The following is a 17035-nucleotide window of genomic DNA, read 5'->3' on the forward strand; positions in this document are numbered from 1 at the left end:
CGTCTGCTTAACCGCCATCGCTACCCTCCAAGGCTTTGCCCGAGGGAATCACAATTGACGAATTACGCAACAGGCCCCTTGTGGGAGAAGGTGGCGCGAAGCGCCGGATGAGGGGTTGCCTCAGCGAACTCAGAAGTAAGAGCAGTGAGCGCGGATAGAGACCCCTCACCCGTCTCGCCGCTGCGCGGCGAGCCACCCTCTCCCACAAGGGGAGAGGGCAACAGCACCGCCGCGCTCTGCATATTCGCCGTCCCCTCACGCATCTTTGGCTTAGCTGCCGCGACCGATTGTCGCTAGAAGAGTCCCCGTAACAAAACCCAAACAACAACACAGGGAGAAACATATGCAGAAACTCATCGCCGCCGTCGCGGCCGGTCTCGCTCTCGCTGCCACATCAGGCGCCGCGCAGGCGCAGGTCTCCGACGATGTCGTCAAGATCGGCGTGCTCACGGACATGTCGAGCCTCTATGCGGACGCGACCGGCAAGGGCTCGCTCGCCGCCGTCGAGATGGCGGTTGCCGATTACGGCGCCAAGGTCGCCGGCAAGCCGGTGCAGGTGGTCGCTGCCGATCACCAGAACAAGCCCGACGTCGGCGTCAACATCGCCCGCAACTGGTACGACAACGACAAGGTCGATGCGATCTTCGACGTGCCGACATCCTCGGTGGCGCTGCCGATCTCGGCGCTGACGCGCGAGAAGAACAAGATCAACATCAATTCCGGCGGCGGCTCGTCCGACATCACCGGCGTCGCCTGCTCGCCCAACACGGTACACTGGACCTACGACACCTATGCGCTGTCGAACGTTGCCGGCAAGGCGATGGTGAAGCGCGGCGAGGACACCTGGTTCTTCGTCACCGCCGACTACGCCTTCGGCATGGCGCTGCAGCGCGACGCCGCCAACGTGGTCAAGGAGAGCGGCGGCAAGGTGCTCGGCGAGGTCCGCCATCCTCTCAACTCCTCGGACTTCTCGTCTTTCCTGCTCCAGGCCCAGGCCTCCAAGGCCAAGGTGGTCGCGCTGGCGAATGCCGGCGGCGATACCACCAACGCGCTGAAGCAGGCCGCCGAGTTCGGACTCGTTCAGGGCGGCCAGAAGATGATCGCGCTGCTCCAGGAGATCACCGACACGCATTCGCTCGGCATCAAGGCGACGCAAGGCCTGATTGTCACCGACGCGTTCTACTGGGACATGAACGAGGAGACGCGCGCCTTCTCGAAGCGGTTCAACGAGAAGGTCGGTCACATGCCGACGATGATCCAGGCCGGTCTGTACTCGGCGACCATGCACTATCTGAAGGCGATCGAGGCCATCAAGACCGACGAGGCGCCGAAGGTGATGGAGCAGATGCGCAAAACGCCGGTCAACGACTTCTTCGCCAGGAACGGCAAGATCCGTATCGACGGTCGCATGGTGCACGACATGTATCTGTTCGAGGTGAAGAAGCCGGAGGAGTCAAAGGGCGAGTGGGACCTCTACAAGCTGATCGCCACCGTCCCCGGCGACGAGGCTTTCCGTCCGCTCGACAAGGGCGGCTGCCCGCTGGTGAAGGGGAATTGATCGCGCTCTTCGTCATTGCGAGCGAAGCGAAGCAATCCAGAAATGCGTCCACGGAGATAGCTCTGGATTGCTTCGTCGCTTCGCTCCTCGCAATGACGAAGGAAAGACACGACAGCGCGCCCGGTGAAAACCGGGCGCGCTTCGTTTCGGCCGTCACGTGAGCAGCATTACTCCGAGTACTTGAACTCGGGCATGTTCTTCAGCTCGTCTTTGCTGGCGTTGAACACGGCGTGGTCCGGATACCATTTCGACGTGGACGAGGCGGTCGTAGCCGTCGTCGTCGTGGTGGTCTTCTCGGTGCCGGTCGCAGCGCCGGTGGTCGTGGTCGCCGCAGGCTTCGCGCCCGTGCCGGTATAGGCCACGGCCTCGTTGACGAACTTCAGCTTCTCGTAGGGGACGGCGACCAGATGCTCACCCATTCCGAGAAAGCCGCCGACGCCGATCACGGCGATCTTGACGTTACCGCTCTTGTCCATCAGTAGGTCGTTGATCGAGCCAATGTTCTCGTTTGCATCGTTGTAGATCTTCAGGCCCGCCATCTTCGAGGCACGCCACTCGCCCGACGCGGTCGTCATCGTCGTGGTGGTGGTGGCCGCGGGCGCCGCCTTGTCGGTGGTGGCGGTCGGGTTCTGCGCGAACGCAACGGTCGCAAGCAGTGCGGTGCCGGCAAGGCCGGCGGCGATCGATTTCATCAACATTGTTGTCCTCTCCTTCACCAGAAAGCTTATGCGGAGAGAACAGCGGCCATCATCCGCAGTTCCTTTGCTGCGGTAATTTCGTTGCGCGGTGATGGCGTTGCGCTGCGATGAAAGTTCCTGCGTCACTGAGGAACGTTTGATGGGGAACGTTCCGGATGCACAGTTCCCCGCCGACGATCATGCGCCCTGAGTCAAGCACGATCGCGGCGAGGAACGCGCCGACCTGCGTCGCTCAGGTCAGCTCTTGAAGTCGATCAGGAGTGCGGAGAAATCCGAACCGCCGAATGAGCTGCCGTTGGCGCCGTAGGACGCGCTCGAAGATTGCGACTGCTGGAGCGCTTGGAGGAATTGCTGGAGAATGTCCGCCGTGGTTGAGTCGGTCGACGTGCTGCTGGTCGAGTCCGTCGCGGACGATTCCGACGAGCTGTCATCCGGCGGCGGGCCGGGCGGCGGTCCGCCCGCACCACCGGGACCACCGGCGCCGCCGGGCCCCTTGGCGAAGGCGGACTGGAACACGTTCTTCAACTTGTCCGCCTGGTCCGAGGTCAGCGTCCCGTTCGACACTTCGTTGGCGATGAGATCGTCGATCTTCGACTTCACGTCGTCCTTGGAGGGACGCGTGCCACTCGACTGATCGCTGGATCGGCTCGACTGCAAGGCCGTGTCGATATCGGTCAGCGCCGTCGAGAGCGCCGACTGGTCCGATGACGAGATCGTGCCGTCGGAAACGTCCGATTGCAATTCCTGCTGAAGCCGCTGCAGCGGCGACTGGTAGTGACCGGCGGAGGCCGCCGAAATCGAGGTCATGATGGCTCCGTGGCTTTTGCGGGGTTTCGTAAGCGACACCGCCACGGTATGGTTAGCGCCCTTAACGAGACCTTGTTGCTTCCCTGCCCGGGTATTGCCTGCTGTTGCGCCCGGACGGGCAGAAACAATCCGAAACAAAAATCTTCGCCATTTGGCCCGAATCTTGGACAAACAAAGCGCATGGCCAATCCCAACATCCTGGTCGTCGAGGACGACCGCGAAACCCGGACGTTGATTGCAAAGTACCTGCGCAACAACGCCTGCAACGTCACCGCCGTGAGCGATGGCCGGGAGATGTCGCGTGCCTTGGCCGATCACCGGGTCGACCTCATCATCCTCGACGTCATGCTGCCCGGCGAAGACGGCCTGAGCCTGTGCCGCAAGGTACGCTCGGAGGCGCAGACGCCGATCATCATGCTGACCGCGCGCGGCGAGGACGTCGATCGCATCGTCGGCCTCGAGATGGGCGCGGACGACTATCTGCCAAAGCCCTTCAACCCGCGCGAGCTGCTCGCGCGCATCAACGCGGTGCTGCGCCGCCAGGCCGCAGCCCAGGCAGCAAGCTCGATCGAGGGTGCCTCCACGCTGGCCTTCGAGGGCTGGCGTATCGATCTGCGCCTGCGCGAATTGCGCAATCCGGAAGGCGCGCGCGTCGCGGTGACCAGCGCCGAGTTCGATCTCCTGCGGACGTTCTGCGAGCGGCCCGGTCGCGTGCTGTCGCGCGACAGCCTGCTCGACCTCACGCAAGGGCGCAACACCGGCTCGTTCGAGCGCTCGATCGACGTGCTGGTCAGCCGCATCCGCCGCAAGATCGAGCCCAATCCGGCCGATCCCACCATCATCAAGACGGTGCGCTCCGGCGGCTATCTGTTCACGCCCAGAACTGAAGCGGCCAGGACTGAAGCGGCCGGGACTGAAGCAGCTGGCAATGAAGCGGTCGCGGCGACCCTGAGCAGTTAGTGGGGCGGTCGTCATGACGCCGTTCCGCTTCTTCCACCTCAAAAGCATCGGCGGGCAGATCGCCGCGCTGGTGGTGGCGTCGATCGTCGCGCTGCATCTGATCCTCACCGCGAGCTTCCTGATCAGCCGGCCGGACCGGGCCGAGCCGCCGCCCGACGCTGCCCATCAGCTCGCGGACGCGGCCCTGCTGCTCAACGGCACGGATGCGAGCGAGCGGCCGCGCATCCTCGCCAATATCGTGCGTGCGTTTCCGAATGCCGGCATCGAGTTCCTCGCGCCGGGGACCTTCTCCGTCGCCGAGGACAGCGGCGGCCCGCATCTGCGCAACGTCCGCCGGCATCTCGGCCATCAGTACAAGGTGGTCGCGTTGGCCCCGAATTTCGGCGTGCGCCGCGTCGCGGTCGAGCTTCCCGACGGCAGCGTGATCGCAGGCCGCGTCGAGCAGGGCCCGCATCCGCCGCGGTTCTGGGGCGGCCCCTGGATGATGACGCTGCTGTTCGCGCTGATCAGCGTCACGATGCTCGGCCTGTGGGCGGCCTATGCGCTGGCCGCGCCGCTGTCCTCGTTTGCCAGGGCCGCCGAGAATTTCAGCCTGGACGGGGCGGCCGATCCGCTGCCCGAGCGCGGCCCGGAGGAGATCCGCTCGGTCGCGCGCGCGCTCAACCGCATGCATGAGCGGATCGCGCGGCTGATGTCGGATCGCACCCGGATGCTGGCGGCGATCAGCCACGACCTGCGAACGCCGATCACCCGGCTGCGCCTGCGCGCCGAGTTCATCGAGGACGAGGGCAACCGCAGGCGCATGCTGATCGACCTCGACCAGATGCGCTCGATGCTGGAATCCGTGTTGTCGCTGCTGCGCAACGACCGCAAGATCGAGGCGGTGACGCTGGTCGACATCGCGAGCACGCTCCAGCTCATCGCCGACCAGTTCGGCGACATGGGCCATGTCGTGCGCTATGACGGTCCCGCTTCGGCGACGGCCGCCGCGCGGCCCGACGATCTGCACCGCGGCGTCACCAACCTCGTCGAGAACGCGGTGCGCTTCGGGGCCGAAGTGACGATCCGCCTCGACGTATCAGGCACCAGGCTCGTCATCGACGTCGAGGACGACGGCCCCGGCATCTCGGATACGCGCAAGCAGGAGATGCTGGAGCCGTTCGCGCGCGGCGACGACGCGCGCACCATGGACGAGCACACCGGCTTCGGGCTCGGCCTGTCGATCGCGCGCGCGATCGCGATCGCTCATGGCGGCGAGCTGTCGTTGCACGACCGCGCGCCGCACGGGTTGATCGTGCGGATGCAGTTGCCGGTGTGGCAGCAGCCGCGGGTGGCGGCGTAAGCTCAGGCGGCGAGCGGCGGATGCTCGATCGCGTGCTCATCGAAGATCGCCACCGCCTCGAAGCGGTAGCCGCAGGCGTGGCATTTCCAGAGATAGGAAACGCGGCCTTCGCCCGGCTCGATCCAGTCCGGAGACGGGATCGGTGCCCCACATTGCGCGCAGGGGTTCTGCTTGGGGATGTCGCCGATGTTTGCTCGGGTCATGGACGTCCTCCCGAATGCTGGTTTTGAATAGCGATTTTTGGGCGAACGCACGAACGGACAGACCTGCTGTCGCGTAACGCACACCGCCAACTGCAATCCTAACCTGGGTTTGAGTCGTAAAAACGACGGCCCGGCGAAAATCGCCGCTGGCGGCGTTTCGCCACATCATCGCCGTGTTCCCACGGCCTAACGCGCACGGGTGCAGGTCCGTTCTGCCGAGGAATAATTCAATGAAAATTTTGCGTATTGCCATGCTCGCTGCGGCCGGACTGATGTTGCCGCAGGGCGCATTCGCGGGCGAAGCCGAATATGTCGAGATGGTCGCTGCCCATGCCCGCGCCAACGGCGTGCCGGAAGCGCTGGTGCATCGCGTCATCATGCGCGAGAGCCGCTATCAGCCCGGCCTGATCGGCCGCGGCGGCACCATCGGCCTGATGCAGATCAAGCTCGCGACCGCCCGCGGGGTCGGCTACACCGGCGACGCCGCCGGCCTGCGCGATCCCAACACGAACCTCACCTACGCCGTCAAATACCTCGCCGGCGCCTATCGCGCCGCCAATGGCGACCACGCCCGAGCCGTGCGTTATTTCGCGGGCGGCTATTACTACGTTGCAAAGCGGCAGCGTCAGGAGGCCGTACAGGTCGCCAATATGGGCGACACCAATATGGGCAACGTCTGGCTCGAGCCGAACGGCAATCCGCAGCCGATGTTCGGGACGGCGCCGCATAAGAAGCTGGCCCAGCGCGTCCGCAATGCGCGGGCACAGGCCTTGAAGTAGCCTCTCGTGTCCCCGACAGCGGGGTTCCCGGGAACATGCGTTGACACAGGCCGTCACTGGCCTACATTAGAGCCGTTCCGAGGGGTGCTCCGAGGAGGAGCTGAGATACCGCTAAATGGGTCAGAAGGCCCAGGACCGCGGTGACCCTTTGAACCTGATCCGGGTCATGCCGGCGAAGGGACAGGGATGTTGCAGACCACCAATCGACCGGATTCCCCGGTATCCATCATCGGCGCAGGCATTGCAGGTGCCTGGCAGGCGCTGTTGTTCGCGCAGGCCGGCCATGCCGTAACGCTACACGAGCGCGGTGACGCCGCGATGACCGATTCCACCAGCCATTGGGCCGGCGGGATGCTCGCGCCCTGGTGCGAGGCGGAGGTCGCCGAACCCATCATCTCCAGGCTCGGCCAGCGCTCCCTGGACATCTGGCGGCGCGAGCTGCCGGACACCCCCTTCAACGGCTCGCTCGTCGTCGCCCACCCGCGCGAGCGCAACGATTTCGAGCGTTTTGCGCGGATGACCGAAGGCCACCGCCGGCTCGATGCGACCGGCCTTGCCGAGCTCGAGCCGTCGCTGGAAGGCCGCTTCCGCGACGCGCTGTTCTTCCCGACCGAGGGCCATGTCGAGCCGCGCCGCGTGCTGCCGAAGCTGCACGAGCGCATCCGCGCCGCCGGCGGCACCATCAAGTTTTCCAGCGACGTCAGCGCCGCCGAGCTCGACGGCATCGTGATCGACTGCCGCGGCCTTGGTGCGCGCGACGAGCAGCCGGAGCTTCGCGGCGTCAAGGGCGAGATGATCCTGATCGAGACCGGCGAGGTGCGGCTGGCGCGCCCGGTGCGGCTGATCCATCCGCGCTGGCCGCTCTACGTGATCCCGCGCGAGGACAATCTGTTCATGCTGGGCGCGACCTCGATCGAGGCCGAGGACACCGGCGTCAGCGTGCGCTCGGCGCTGGAGCTGCTGGGTGCGGCCTATGCCGTGCATCCGGCCTTCGGCGAGGCGCGGATCGTCGAATTCGGCTCGGGCTTGCGCCCCGCTTTCCCCGACAATCTGCCGCGCATCGGCATTCGTGGCGGCCAGATCAGCGTCAACGGCCTCTACCGTCACGGCTTCCTTATCGCGCCGGCGCTCGCCGAGCTGACGCTGCAATACGTCCAGCGCGGCCAGATCGACAATGAGGTGATGCAATGCGCGTGATCGTCCAATGCTTGTGATCGTCAACGGCGAGCAGCGCGAGGTGAACTCGGCCAGCGTGGACGCGCTGCTCAGCGAGCTCGACTACGAAGGCACCCATTTCGCGATCGCGCTCAATTACGACGTCGTGCCGAAGAGCCGCTGGGCCGAGACGGCACTGAAAGCCGGCGACGAGATCGAGATCATCACGCCGCGGCAGGGAGGGTGAAAATGCTGCTCTCGCCAAACACTCCGCTGTCATCGCCCGGCTTGATCGGGCGATCCAGTACGCCGCGGCTTCTCGCTTCCAGCCGCGCCGCCGCGGCGTACTGGATCCCCGCTTTCGCGGGGATGACAGCGTCCTCTAAGGAGACACCTTGGACATGGTGACCTTCTACGGCAAAACCTTCGCCTCCCGTCTGCTGATCGGCAGCGCGCTCTATCCCTCGCCTGCGATCATGCAGGCGGCGATCCGTGCCTCCGGCTCGAACATCGTCACGGTGTCGCTGCGCCGCGAAGCCGCCGGCGGCAAGACCGGGGACGCGTTCTGGAATCTGATCCGCGAGCTCGACGTCAGCGTGCTGCCGAACACCGCCGGCTGCCGCAGCGTGCGCGAAGCCGTGACCACCGCAAAGCTCGCGCGCGAATTGTTCGGCACGTCCTGGATCAAGCTGGAAGTGATCGCCGACAACGACACGCTGCAGCCCGACGTCGTCGGCCTGGTCGAGGCCGCCACCATCCTGATCAAGGACGGCTTTGAGGTGTTCCCCTATTGCACCGAGGACCTCTCGGTCGCGAACCGCCTGGTCGATGCCGGCTGCAAGGTCGTCATGCCCTGGGCCGCGCCGATCGGCAGCGCGAAGGGCATCACCAACCGCGATGCGCTCAAACTGCTGCGCGAGCGGCTGCCCGATATCACGCTGGTGGTCGACGCCGGCATCGGCGCGCCGTCGCATGCGGCCGAGGCGCTCGAGCTCGGCTACGACGCCGTGCTGCTCAACACCGCCATCGCGAAAGCCGCCGATCCCGTCGCGATGGCCAATGCCTTCCGTCTCGGCTGTGATGCCGGCCGCACCGCCTACGAAGCCGGGCTGATGAACGCCCGCGACTTCGCTTCCCCTTCCACCCCTGTCGTTGGGACTCCGTTCTGGCATGCCGTATCCTGATCGTTTCTACCCCGTCGTCGACAGTCTCAAATGGGTCGAACGCCTGACCAAGCTCGGCGTCGGCACCATCCAGCTGCGCGCGAAAGACCTCAACGACGCCGACGCGCTCCAGATCGTCACCGATGCGCTGGCGATCACGAAGGACACACAGGCCAAGCTGGTCGTGAACGACTACTGGCGCGCGGCTGTCGTCGCCGGCGCAAAGTATCTGCATCTCGGTCAGGAAGACCTTGCCGATGCGGACCTCCAAGCCATCCGCGAGGCCGGCCTGTCGCTCGGCATCTCCACCCATGACGACGCGGAGCTTGAGACCGCGCTCGCCGCAGAACCCGACTACGTCGCGCTCGGTCCGATCTTCTTCACCACGCTCAAATCGATGCGCTTCGAACCGCAGGGCATTCCGAAAATCACGGAATGGAAGAAGCGGATCGGCAGCATCCCGCTGGTCGCGATCGGCGGCATCAAATTCGAGCACGCCGCGGAGATTTTTGCCGCCGGCGCCGACTCCATCGCCGTCGTCAGCGACGTCACCCAAAACGCCGACCCGGACGCGCGGGTGCGGCAGTGGCTCGGCCTACCTGCGGAGGCCGCATGATGCACGCTCCGCTCTCACCCCACACTCCACTGTCATCGCCCGGCTTGACCGGGCGATCCAGTACGCCGCAGCCTCTCCGTATCCCACTGCGGCCTCTGGAATACTGGATCCCCGCCTTCGCGGGGATGACAGCGCCATTTGCCTATCGCACAGCGACACACACGACTTAACCGGAGGATCCCATGAACATCCGCTCCAATCCCGACAAGACCGTCCCCGCCGTCACCACCGGCCCGCTGCCCTCGTCGCGAAAGATCTTCGCGTCTCCGGACGCTGCGCCCGACATGCGCGTGCCGCTGCGCGAAATCATCCTCTCCGAAGGCGCCGGCGAGCCGAACCTGCCGGTCTATGACACCTCGGGCCCCTACACCGACCCGACCGTCACCATCGACGTCAACGCCGGCCTGTCGCGCAACCGTCTCGCCTGGGTCAAGGAGCGAGGCGGCGTCGAGGAGTATCAGGGCCGCGATATCAAGCCGGAGGACAATGGCAACGTCGGCGCCTCGCATGCCGCAAAGGCCTTCACCGCTCACCACAAGCCGCTACGCGGCCTCGACGGCCACAAGATCACCCAGCTCGAATTCGCCCGCGCCGGCATCATCACGAAGGAGATGATCTACGTCGCTGAGCGCGAAAATCTCGGCCGCAAAAAGCAGCTCGGTCGCGCGGAAGCCGCGCTCGCCGACGGCGAGAGCTTCGGCGCCGAAGTCCCAGCCTTCATCACGCCGGAGTTCGTCCGCAGCGAGATCGCGCGCGGCCGCGCCATCATCCCCTGCAACATCAACCACGCTGAGTTGGAGCCGATGATCATCGGCCGCAACTTCCTCACCAAGATCAACGCCAATATCGGCAACTCCGCCGTGACGTCGTCGGTGGAAGAGGAAGTCGACAAGATGGTGTGGGCGATCCGCTGGGGCGCCGACACCGTGATGGACCTCTCCACCGGCCGCAACATCCACACCACCCGGGAATGGATTCTGCGCAACGCGCCGATCCCGATCGGCACCGTGCCGATCTACCAGGCGCTGGAGAAGTGCGAAGGCGATCCCGTCAAGCTGACCTGGGAGCTCTACAAGGACACGCTGATCGAGCAGTGCGAGCAGGGCGTCGACTATTTCACGATCCACGCCGGCGTTCGCCTGTCCTACATCCACCTCACCGCCAACCGCGTCACCGGCATCGTCTCGCGCGGCGGCTCGATCATGGCGAAGTGGTGCCTGGCGCATCACAAGGAGAGCTTCCTCTACACGCATTTCGACGAGATCTGCGACCTCATGCGCAAATATGACGTCTCGTTCTCGCTCGGCGACGGCCTGCGTCCCGGCTCGATCGCAGACGCAAACGACCGCGCGCAGTTCGCCGAACTCGAGACGCTCGGCGAGCTCACCAAGATCGCGTGGGACAAGGGTTGCCAGGTCATGATCGAAGGCCCCGGCCACGTGCCGATGCACAAGATCAAGATCAACATGGACAAGCAGCTCAAGGAGTGCGGCGAAGCGCCGTTCTACACCCTCGGGCCCCTGACCACCGACATCGCGCCGGGCTATGACCACATCACCTCAGGCATCGGTGCGGCCATGATCGGCTGGTTCGGCTGCGCCATGCTCTGCTACGTCACGCCGAAGGAGCATCTCGGCCTGCCTGATCGTAACGACGTCAAGGTGGGCGTCATCACCTACAAGATCGCCGCCCACGCCTCCGACCTCGCCAAGGGCCACCCCGCAGCCCAATTGCGCGACGACGCCCTCTCCCGCGCCCGTTTCGACTTCCGCTGGAGCGACCAGTTCAACCTCGGCCTCGACCCGGATACCGCCAAGAACTTCCACGACGAGACCCTGCCGAAGGAAGCCCACAAGGTCGCGCATTTCTGCTCGATGTGCGGGCCGAAGTTCTGTTCGATGAAGATCACCCAGGACGTGCGGGATTATGCGGCGACGTTGAACGATCCGAACAGCGTCGGCATGTCGATGAGCGGGACTGCCGAGGACGGCATGGCCAGGATGAGCGAGAAGTTCAAGGAGATGGGGAGCAGCGTTTATCTGGATGCGGAGAAGGTGAAGGAGAGCAATCGGGTGTTGTGAGGGAGATGCGGAGCCTTACCCAGCAAGTATTAGACACTTCAAACGAAAGGCCGGGCTAGAGCCCGGCCTTTCTGTCGCGTGCAAGGCATTTCCCGCCCAATCCTTAACTAGATAAATTCAGCTGCGGTCATAACAGCAACCACCCTTTAGGATGGTTACGGCCGCAACAAGGTACTCCAATTGATCACCAGCGCTATCGTACGAAACTTCAACTACCGGTCGAGGAAAGCGTACATTCTCGTTTACTTGACTAAACTGCCTCAGTGTATCCAGTCCATAGAAGATAGCTTGCGCTCCTGTTCTTTTGTCGTTCCCTAAGATCGCACCGGCCTCAGCCATAATCCTGCGAACTGCCTCATTTTGTATCTCAGAGACATCGATAGCAACGTGCCCGGTCGTTTCGAGCTGCATGTTGAGCTCGTCGATACGCAATCTTTTCACAACATCAATCGGGACCCCTTCGGTCACCTTGGTGACACTACCGAACGCGGCCTCCTCCTCACTTGACGCAAGGACATTGTACGAGCGAGCCGAATATCGCTCTCGCTCTTTTCCCTCTATCGGCAAAGCGCGTGAAGCTCTCTCCAAAAGATCATCTGGAATTCCGTCCGATTTACCAAAGGCGACGACTCGGAACACTTGGTCGTATAAGTTTTTCCGAGCAGGCTTGCCATAGCTATACTCAAGATAGACGGACGCGAGGCGCTCCCAAATTGCGACTTCAGTCTCGGGAGTAGTATCCCTCCGAAATCCATCAACCCAAGCCTCCATCGGCAACGGATAGACATCGAGGAGCGCCGCCCGAATCAATCGAATTCGAGAAGTAAGCTCTGTCGAAAGCTTACCGTGTCGAATCGGAGCCTGCTTGACGACCTTCGGATCTAGATCAACGGCACGCCCAGATCGACCGTACTCCATTGTAGCTAAACGCTGATGGACCCTCGCAAACAGATCAGGCTTCACTAACTCGATTATCTTGAATCCGATCGATTCAATGGACTTATTATCCGCGGTAAGAGCAAATTTGTCCGCAAGCGTCGGACTGAACTTTAGAACGTCGCGCTTAGTTATGTTGAACCAAACCGGAATGATCGTCTTTCTTCCGTTTATTTCCTTTGCAACTAGCCCACTTAGCTCATACTCAGTCCAGCGCTTTTTAAAGAACGCTTCCGACAGAACCACGATTCCGAATTTACTTCCAGCCAACCCTTTGTCTATTGATCGCGACAAACTATCACCCGCCTTCAACGCGAATTCGTCGTACCAAACACTGACCCCCGCAGTTTTTAAGAATTCCGCTAATGGACGAACAAAGCTCGACTTGTCCTCGCTTGCGTGACTTATGAACGCGTCATGAAGCTTGGCCACATTTTCTCTCCAAGATCGATCTGATTTTATAAATGCACAATGAGCTTAGCTTACAAGAAGCTATCAACAGATAAAAGCGTTATACACCCTTGGCGAGTATAAATCTGTGACCGCACCCCGCCTCCCCGACCAACTCCGTCCCAACCTCCGCCTCGTCTTCGTCGGCACCGCCGCCAGCACGCGCTCGGCTGAACTCGGGCACTACTACGCTCATCCCGGCAACCGCTTCTGGCGCGCGATCCATGAGGCCGGGATCACGCAGCGGCGGTATCAGCCGGGCGAGTTTGCCGCGCTGATCGAGCTCGGGATCGGCTTCACCGATCTCTCCAAGTCGGGCGCCGGGATGGATCACCAGATCGCGGCTGAGACGATCGACGTGCCGGGGTTCAGGGCCAAGATCGAAAAATATCGGCCGAAGGCGATTGCGTTCACGAGCAAGAAGGCCGCGAGCTTGTTTTACGGGAGGCCGTCGAGCGGGATCGCGCTGAGGCGGCAGCCGCGCGATGCAGGATTGCCGGAGATTTTCGTGCTGCCCTCGCCCTCCGGCGCTGCATCCGGGCATTGGACGCTGGAGCCGTGGCGCGAGCTTGCGGCGTGGATCGCTTTGCAGGACGTTCAACGCCCACCGACCTCATTCTGAGGAGATCGCGAAGCGGTCGTCTCGAAGGATGGCCGCGGGCGAGATACGGGCCCGCATGGTTCGAGACGGCGCTTCGCGCCTCCTCACCATGAGGAGTTCGCACCGTCACCCCACGCAGGCCGCCTTAGAGATCGAAATTGGTCGGCAGCATGACCACGTCGCGGATGGTCATGCCGCGCGGCCGCGTCAGCATGAACATCACCACCTCAGCCACGTCACTGGCCTCCAGCAGGCTGCCCGTTTCCCTGGCTTGCTTCAGCTTTTCGGGCGGCCAGTCCGCGAGCAGTGAGGTGACGACCGGGCCGGGCGAGATCGAGCCGACGCGAATGCCGTGCTTGAAGACCTGGCGCCGCACCGTCTGGACGAAGCAGTTGATCGCCCATTTGGACGACGCATAGACCGGCTCCCACGGCGTCGGAAAATGCGCCGCCAGCGAACTCGTGACGATGATGTCGCCGCTCCGGCGCGCGATCATGTGCGGCAGCACGTCGTGCACGTTCTTCATCACGACGTTGACGTTCAGGTTCAGCATCCGGTCGATGGCCATATTGTCGGCATCGACCAGATCGCCACCGACATAGGTGCCCGCATTCGCGTGCAGGATGTCGAGCTGGCCTGCCTTCTCCAGGACGCGCGGCAGCAACGATGCGCAATCCCCGGGATCCAGGAGGTCGACGACCAGCGGGATCACGGCGTCGCCATGCTTGTTGCCGAGCGCCTTCAGCGCGGCCTCGTCGCGGTCGACCATCACCACGCGCGCGCCCGCGGCCAGCATGGCGACGGCGCTCGCCAACCCGATGCCCGACGCGGCTCCGGTCACGGCAGCAACCTTGCCTTCCAATTCGTTTCCCATGGGGTCACCATCCTGCTGATGGTCGGCAGTATAGCGATGCAAGGCGAATTGGCGATGCGGATAGCTGGCTTTGGTGGGTGGGCAAAGGCGCGCTTGCGCCGTGCCCACCATCTCTTCACAAATCCGGAGGAACGGTGGGCACGGCGCGAAGAGCGCGCCTTTGCCCACCCTGCGAGAAGGCGAGATAGGGTGTCGGGATCCGCACCCGTCGTTCGTCCTCTGGAAACAAAGCGCCATCACCCCGGAGCCGCCAGATGCCCACCATCACTGCCTTCGAAAACTCGCCCGACCGCGGCAAGGGACAGGCCCGCGACATGCGGGTCCGCTGGGCGCTGGAGGAGGTGGGCCAGTCCTACGATGTCCGCCTCGTGTCGTTCGCGGCGATGAAGCAACCCGCCCATCTCGCGCTGCATCCGTTCGGGCAGATTCCGACCTATGAGGACGGCGACCTCGCTCTGTTCGAGTCGGGCGCGATCGTGCTCCACATCGCCGAACGCCATGATGGATTGTTGCCAAAGGATGCGAATGCGCGGAGCCGCGCGATCGCATGGATGTTCGCCGCGCTCAACACGCTGGAGCCGCCGATCGTCGAGTTCGGGATGACGATGCTGTTCGAGCGCGACAAGAGCTGGTACGAGGAGCGCCTGCCGGTCCTGAAGGATCGCGTCCGGACCAGGCTCGGCGAATTGTCCCATCGCCTCGGCGAGGCCGAGTGGCTCGACGGTGCGTTCAGCGCCGGCGATCTCATGATGGTGACGGTGCTGCGCCGGTTGAACACGTCTCGCCTGCTGGAGGAATATCCCGACCTCTCAGCCTACGTCGCCCGCGGCGAAGCACGGCCTGCGTTCCGGCGGGCGTTCGATGCGCAGCTAGCGGTGTTCACCGCCGCATCGACCGGAAAATAGAGGCCGCGCCTCTCACCGAAGCGGGTACATCATCCCGAATTCATACCTCGAGCGGGCGACGCCGGGCGTCCTCCGATCGAATGACGCTACGCACAATGCGCAGGACTGTTGCCAGCCCGTCGCTCCGGCGATACGACTTGAAGTGGAAGAGCCTGATATCAACCGGCCCGCATCATTCCAGGAAGGCACCGCCATGAGCGACGATCTTTCCGGCGTCTGGGATGGCAGCTACATTCAACCGGGCACCGGAATGGTCACCTTCACCGCAACTCTGGTCGAAACCGGCGGCGCGCTCGGCGGAAGCGTGACCGAGCCCTGCTCGAACCCGCGTTGCCCGCTGCGAACCCACAACGCCTCGATCGCGGGTCAGCGCTCCGGCAACGCGGTCTCGTTCGTCAAACGCTACGAGCCGCCCGGCTACGGCTTCGACATAGTCCATTACGAAGGCACGGTGAACGCCGAGGCGACCGAAATCGATGGGCGCTGGAGGCTGCCTGGCTCTTCCGGCGCATTCCTGATGATCCGCGCCAGCAAGGCCGCGCAAGCGGCCACGACCGAGCAACACGCCAAGGTGCCATCGCGCTGAAGGGAGCAACCATGCTGACCCTCTATTCCTACCCAAAACTGTTCGGCGTCGCCGACAACAACGGCTACGGCCTCAAGGTCTACGCGTTCCTGAAGCTCGCAGGTGTGCCGTTCGTCCACGAGCATCTCTTCAATGCCTCTGCCGCGCCGCGCGGGCAGCTGCCTTACGTCGTCGACGACGGCGAGACCATCGGCGACAGCGAGACCATCATTGCGCATGCGATCGCCAAATATCACCTGGGCATCGATGCCGCACTGTCGCAGGATGCACGGCGGACCAATCATCTCGTCACCCGCATGCTGGACGATCTCTACTGGGTGATGTCGTATTCGCGCTGGAAGGACGATCGCTTCTATCCGGCGTTCCGCGACGCCTTCATCGCGCAGCATCCGCAACTCGATGCCGAGGGACTGGAAAAGGCGAAGGCGTATAATTCGCAGCGCTATTATTTCCAGGGCATCGGCCGCTACACGCCCGAGCAGGCCTACACGCGGGGCCTGGCCGATCTGGAAGTGCTGGCGGAGATCGTTCCCGCCGCGGGCTTCGTCCACGGCGCGGCGCCGACCAGCTGTGATGCCGGCATCTACGGCTTCATCGCCAACATCTATTATTTTCCGATCCCGACGCCGCTGAAGGCCTTTGTCGATGCGCACAAGAATCTCGTCGCGCATTGCGAGAGGATTCATGCGGCGGTGAGCGCGTAATCCGCTCCGTCATTGCGAGCGTAGCGAAGCAATCCAGAATCTTTCCGCGGCGACGGCCTGGATTGCTTCGCTACGCTCGCAATGACGACGCTGATGCAGCCTGCCCTACCGCATCGTGATCGCGAGCCCGCTCAGATCCGCGTTCGCCATCAGGCCGGTCTGGTAGCCCGACAGCTCAAGCACCGCGCCCTTCTGGTTGGTCAGCACGATGGCGCGGGCGCCGCGGCCGACGGCAAGGCCGGCACCGGCCGCACCATAGACGCCGGCGACGTCGGAGGGACGGTTGATGTTGGAGACCCGGCCGCGCAGCACGGTCTTGGAGCCGCCGAAGACGAGGCCGTAGTCGAGCCCGCCGGTCGAGAGCCCATAGGAGCGGCCGCGGAAGTTCAGCACGCCCGAGCCGCCCGAACCGCCGATGATCCAGCCCGCCTTGTAGATCGTCAGCACCACGGTGCCGCCGTCGGCCATCGCCGAGGTCGAAAGGCCGGCCAGAGCGGCAATGGCGACCAGCGCGGCGCGGAAGGTGGTGGCGAGCTTCATGGGGCGTCTCCGGGGGCTATTTTTCAAGGGAGGATTCGAATCAGATGCAGCGAATGTATCCGATGGATCGCGGCGGC

At 63.7% G+C, this 17035-nt stretch carries 20 protein-coding genes and 1 riboswitch; of the genes, 14 read left to right on the forward strand and 6 right to left on the reverse strand.

The features are described from left to right. Positions 1–343 precede the first annotated feature (343 nt). Both AC5ZFO_RS15575 and AC5ZFO_RS15580 read left to right on the forward strand, forming a co-directional pair. Complete coding sequence (locus tag AC5ZFO_RS15575; protein ID WP_282525552.1) at positions 344–1558, forward strand: ABC transporter substrate-binding protein; 1215 nt, start codon at positions 344–346, stop codon at positions 1556–1558. After that, positions 1555–1719 carry a hypothetical protein gene (locus AC5ZFO_RS15580; protein WP_282525553.1) on the forward strand — a complete coding sequence of 55 codons (165 nt, stop codon included), beginning with the start codon at positions 1555–1557 and terminating at the stop codon, positions 1717–1719. Before AC5ZFO_RS15575 ends, AC5ZFO_RS15580 begins: the two co-directional genes overlap by 4 nt. Before the next feature lie 6 nt (positions 1720–1725). On the opposite strand, the gene AC5ZFO_RS15585 is transcribed toward AC5ZFO_RS15580, so the two are convergent. Further along, positions 1726–2256 (reverse strand): PRC-barrel domain-containing protein, encoded by a 531-nt coding sequence (locus AC5ZFO_RS15585; protein WP_282525554.1) that lies wholly within the window; start codon positions 2254–2256, stop codon positions 1726–1728. A 237-nt stretch (positions 2257–2493) separates the two neighbouring features. Then, positions 2494–3063, reverse strand: coding sequence for a hypothetical protein (locus AC5ZFO_RS15590; protein ID WP_282525555.1), 570 nt, complete (start codon positions 3061–3063; stop codon positions 2494–2496). A 180-nt stretch (positions 3064–3243) separates the two neighbouring features. On the opposite strand from AC5ZFO_RS15590, the gene AC5ZFO_RS15595 reads away from it, so the two are divergent. Next, positions 3244–4023 (forward strand): response regulator, encoded by a 780-nt coding sequence (locus AC5ZFO_RS15595; RefSeq protein ID WP_282525556.1) that lies wholly within the window; start codon positions 3244–3246, stop codon positions 4021–4023. A 13-nt stretch (positions 4024–4036) separates the two neighbouring features. Further along, on the forward strand, positions 4037–5365 hold the full coding sequence (locus AC5ZFO_RS15600) for an ATP-binding protein (RefSeq protein WP_282525557.1): 1329 nt from the start codon (positions 4037–4039) through the stop codon (positions 5363–5365). A 2-nt stretch (positions 5366–5367) separates the two neighbouring features. On the opposite strand, the gene AC5ZFO_RS15605 is transcribed toward AC5ZFO_RS15600, so the two are convergent. Continuing rightward, positions 5368–5568: a hypothetical protein gene (locus AC5ZFO_RS15605; RefSeq protein ID WP_282525558.1), complete on the reverse strand. Its 201-nt coding sequence runs from the start codon at positions 5566–5568 to the stop codon at positions 5368–5370. A gap of 230 nt (positions 5569–5798) precedes the next feature. Between AC5ZFO_RS15605 and AC5ZFO_RS15610 the strand changes: the two genes are divergently transcribed. The 6 genes from AC5ZFO_RS15610 to thiC all read left to right on the forward strand — a co-directional run bounded on the left by AC5ZFO_RS15610 (position 5799) and on the right by thiC (position 11362). Beyond that, positions 5799–6347 (forward strand): lytic transglycosylase domain-containing protein, encoded by a 549-nt coding sequence (locus AC5ZFO_RS15610; RefSeq protein WP_282525559.1) that lies wholly within the window; start codon positions 5799–5801, stop codon positions 6345–6347. A gap of 70 nt (positions 6348–6417) precedes the next feature. Further along, positions 6418–6546, forward strand: a riboswitch (TPP riboswitch). Next, the gene (locus AC5ZFO_RS15615; protein ID WP_282525560.1) at positions 6534–7544 is read left to right on the forward strand and encodes an FAD-dependent oxidoreductase; all 1011 of its coding nucleotides are present in this window, start codon (positions 6534–6536) and stop codon (positions 7542–7544) included. Its footprint overlaps the riboswitch before it by 13 nt. A gap of 7 nt (positions 7545–7551) precedes the next feature. Beyond that, complete coding sequence (gene thiS / locus AC5ZFO_RS15620; protein ID WP_014492903.1) at positions 7552–7749, forward strand: sulfur carrier protein ThiS; 198 nt, start codon at positions 7552–7554, stop codon at positions 7747–7749. Positions 7750–7903: 154 nt separating this feature from the next. After that, the gene (locus tag AC5ZFO_RS15625; RefSeq protein WP_282525595.1) at positions 7904–8686 is read left to right on the forward strand and encodes a thiazole synthase; all 783 of its coding nucleotides are present in this window, start codon (positions 7904–7906) and stop codon (positions 8684–8686) included. Further along, on the forward strand, positions 8673–9281 hold the full coding sequence (locus AC5ZFO_RS15630) for a thiamine phosphate synthase (protein WP_282525561.1): 609 nt from the start codon (positions 8673–8675) through the stop codon (positions 9279–9281). The genes AC5ZFO_RS15625 and AC5ZFO_RS15630 overlap by 14 nt, the downstream gene beginning before the upstream one ends. A gap of 182 nt (positions 9282–9463) precedes the next feature. Continuing rightward, on the forward strand, positions 9464–11362 hold the full coding sequence (thiC, locus tag AC5ZFO_RS15635) for a phosphomethylpyrimidine synthase ThiC (protein ID WP_282525562.1): 1899 nt from the start codon (positions 9464–9466) through the stop codon (positions 11360–11362). Positions 11363–11479: 117 nt separating this feature from the next. Here the strand turns inward: thiC and AC5ZFO_RS15640 are convergent, their stop codons facing one another. Beyond that, positions 11480–12730, reverse strand: coding sequence for a toll/interleukin-1 receptor domain-containing protein (locus AC5ZFO_RS15640; protein WP_496122218.1), 1251 nt, complete (start codon positions 12728–12730; stop codon positions 11480–11482). Between the two features lie 106 nt (positions 12731–12836). Between AC5ZFO_RS15640 and AC5ZFO_RS15645 the strand changes: the two genes are divergently transcribed. Continuing rightward, a complete protein-coding gene (locus AC5ZFO_RS15645; protein ID WP_282525564.1) occupies positions 12837–13370 on the forward strand; it encodes a mismatch-specific DNA-glycosylase in 534 nt (177 codons plus the stop codon). Positions 13371–13494: 124 nt separating this feature from the next. Here the strand turns inward: AC5ZFO_RS15645 and AC5ZFO_RS15650 are convergent, their stop codons facing one another. Then, on the reverse strand, positions 13495–14223 hold the full coding sequence (locus tag AC5ZFO_RS15650; protein WP_496122219.1) for an SDR family oxidoreductase: 729 nt from the start codon (positions 14221–14223) through the stop codon (positions 13495–13497). Between the two features lie 254 nt (positions 14224–14477). On the opposite strand from AC5ZFO_RS15650, the gene AC5ZFO_RS15655 reads away from it, so the two are divergent. From AC5ZFO_RS15655 to AC5ZFO_RS15665, 3 genes are all read left to right on the forward strand, one after another. Next, the gene (locus AC5ZFO_RS15655) at positions 14478–15128 is read left to right on the forward strand and encodes a glutathione S-transferase family protein (protein ID WP_282525566.1); all 651 of its coding nucleotides are present in this window, start codon (positions 14478–14480) and stop codon (positions 15126–15128) included. A gap of 193 nt (positions 15129–15321) precedes the next feature. Continuing rightward, entirely contained in the window at positions 15322–15714 is a 393-nt protein-coding gene (locus AC5ZFO_RS15660) for a hypothetical protein (RefSeq protein ID WP_282525567.1), read from the forward strand. 11 nt (positions 15715–15725) lie between these two features. Beyond that, entirely contained in the window at positions 15726–16418 is a 693-nt protein-coding gene (locus tag AC5ZFO_RS15665; RefSeq protein WP_496122220.1) for a glutathione S-transferase family protein, read from the forward strand. A gap of 105 nt (positions 16419–16523) precedes the next feature. On the opposite strand, the gene AC5ZFO_RS15670 is transcribed toward AC5ZFO_RS15665, so the two are convergent. Next, positions 16524–16958: a hypothetical protein gene (locus AC5ZFO_RS15670; protein WP_028152303.1), complete on the reverse strand. Its 435-nt coding sequence runs from the start codon at positions 16956–16958 to the stop codon at positions 16524–16526. Positions 16959–17035 lie beyond the last annotated feature (77 nt).

Source organism: Bradyrhizobium sp. Unk1 (assembly GCF_059512345.1).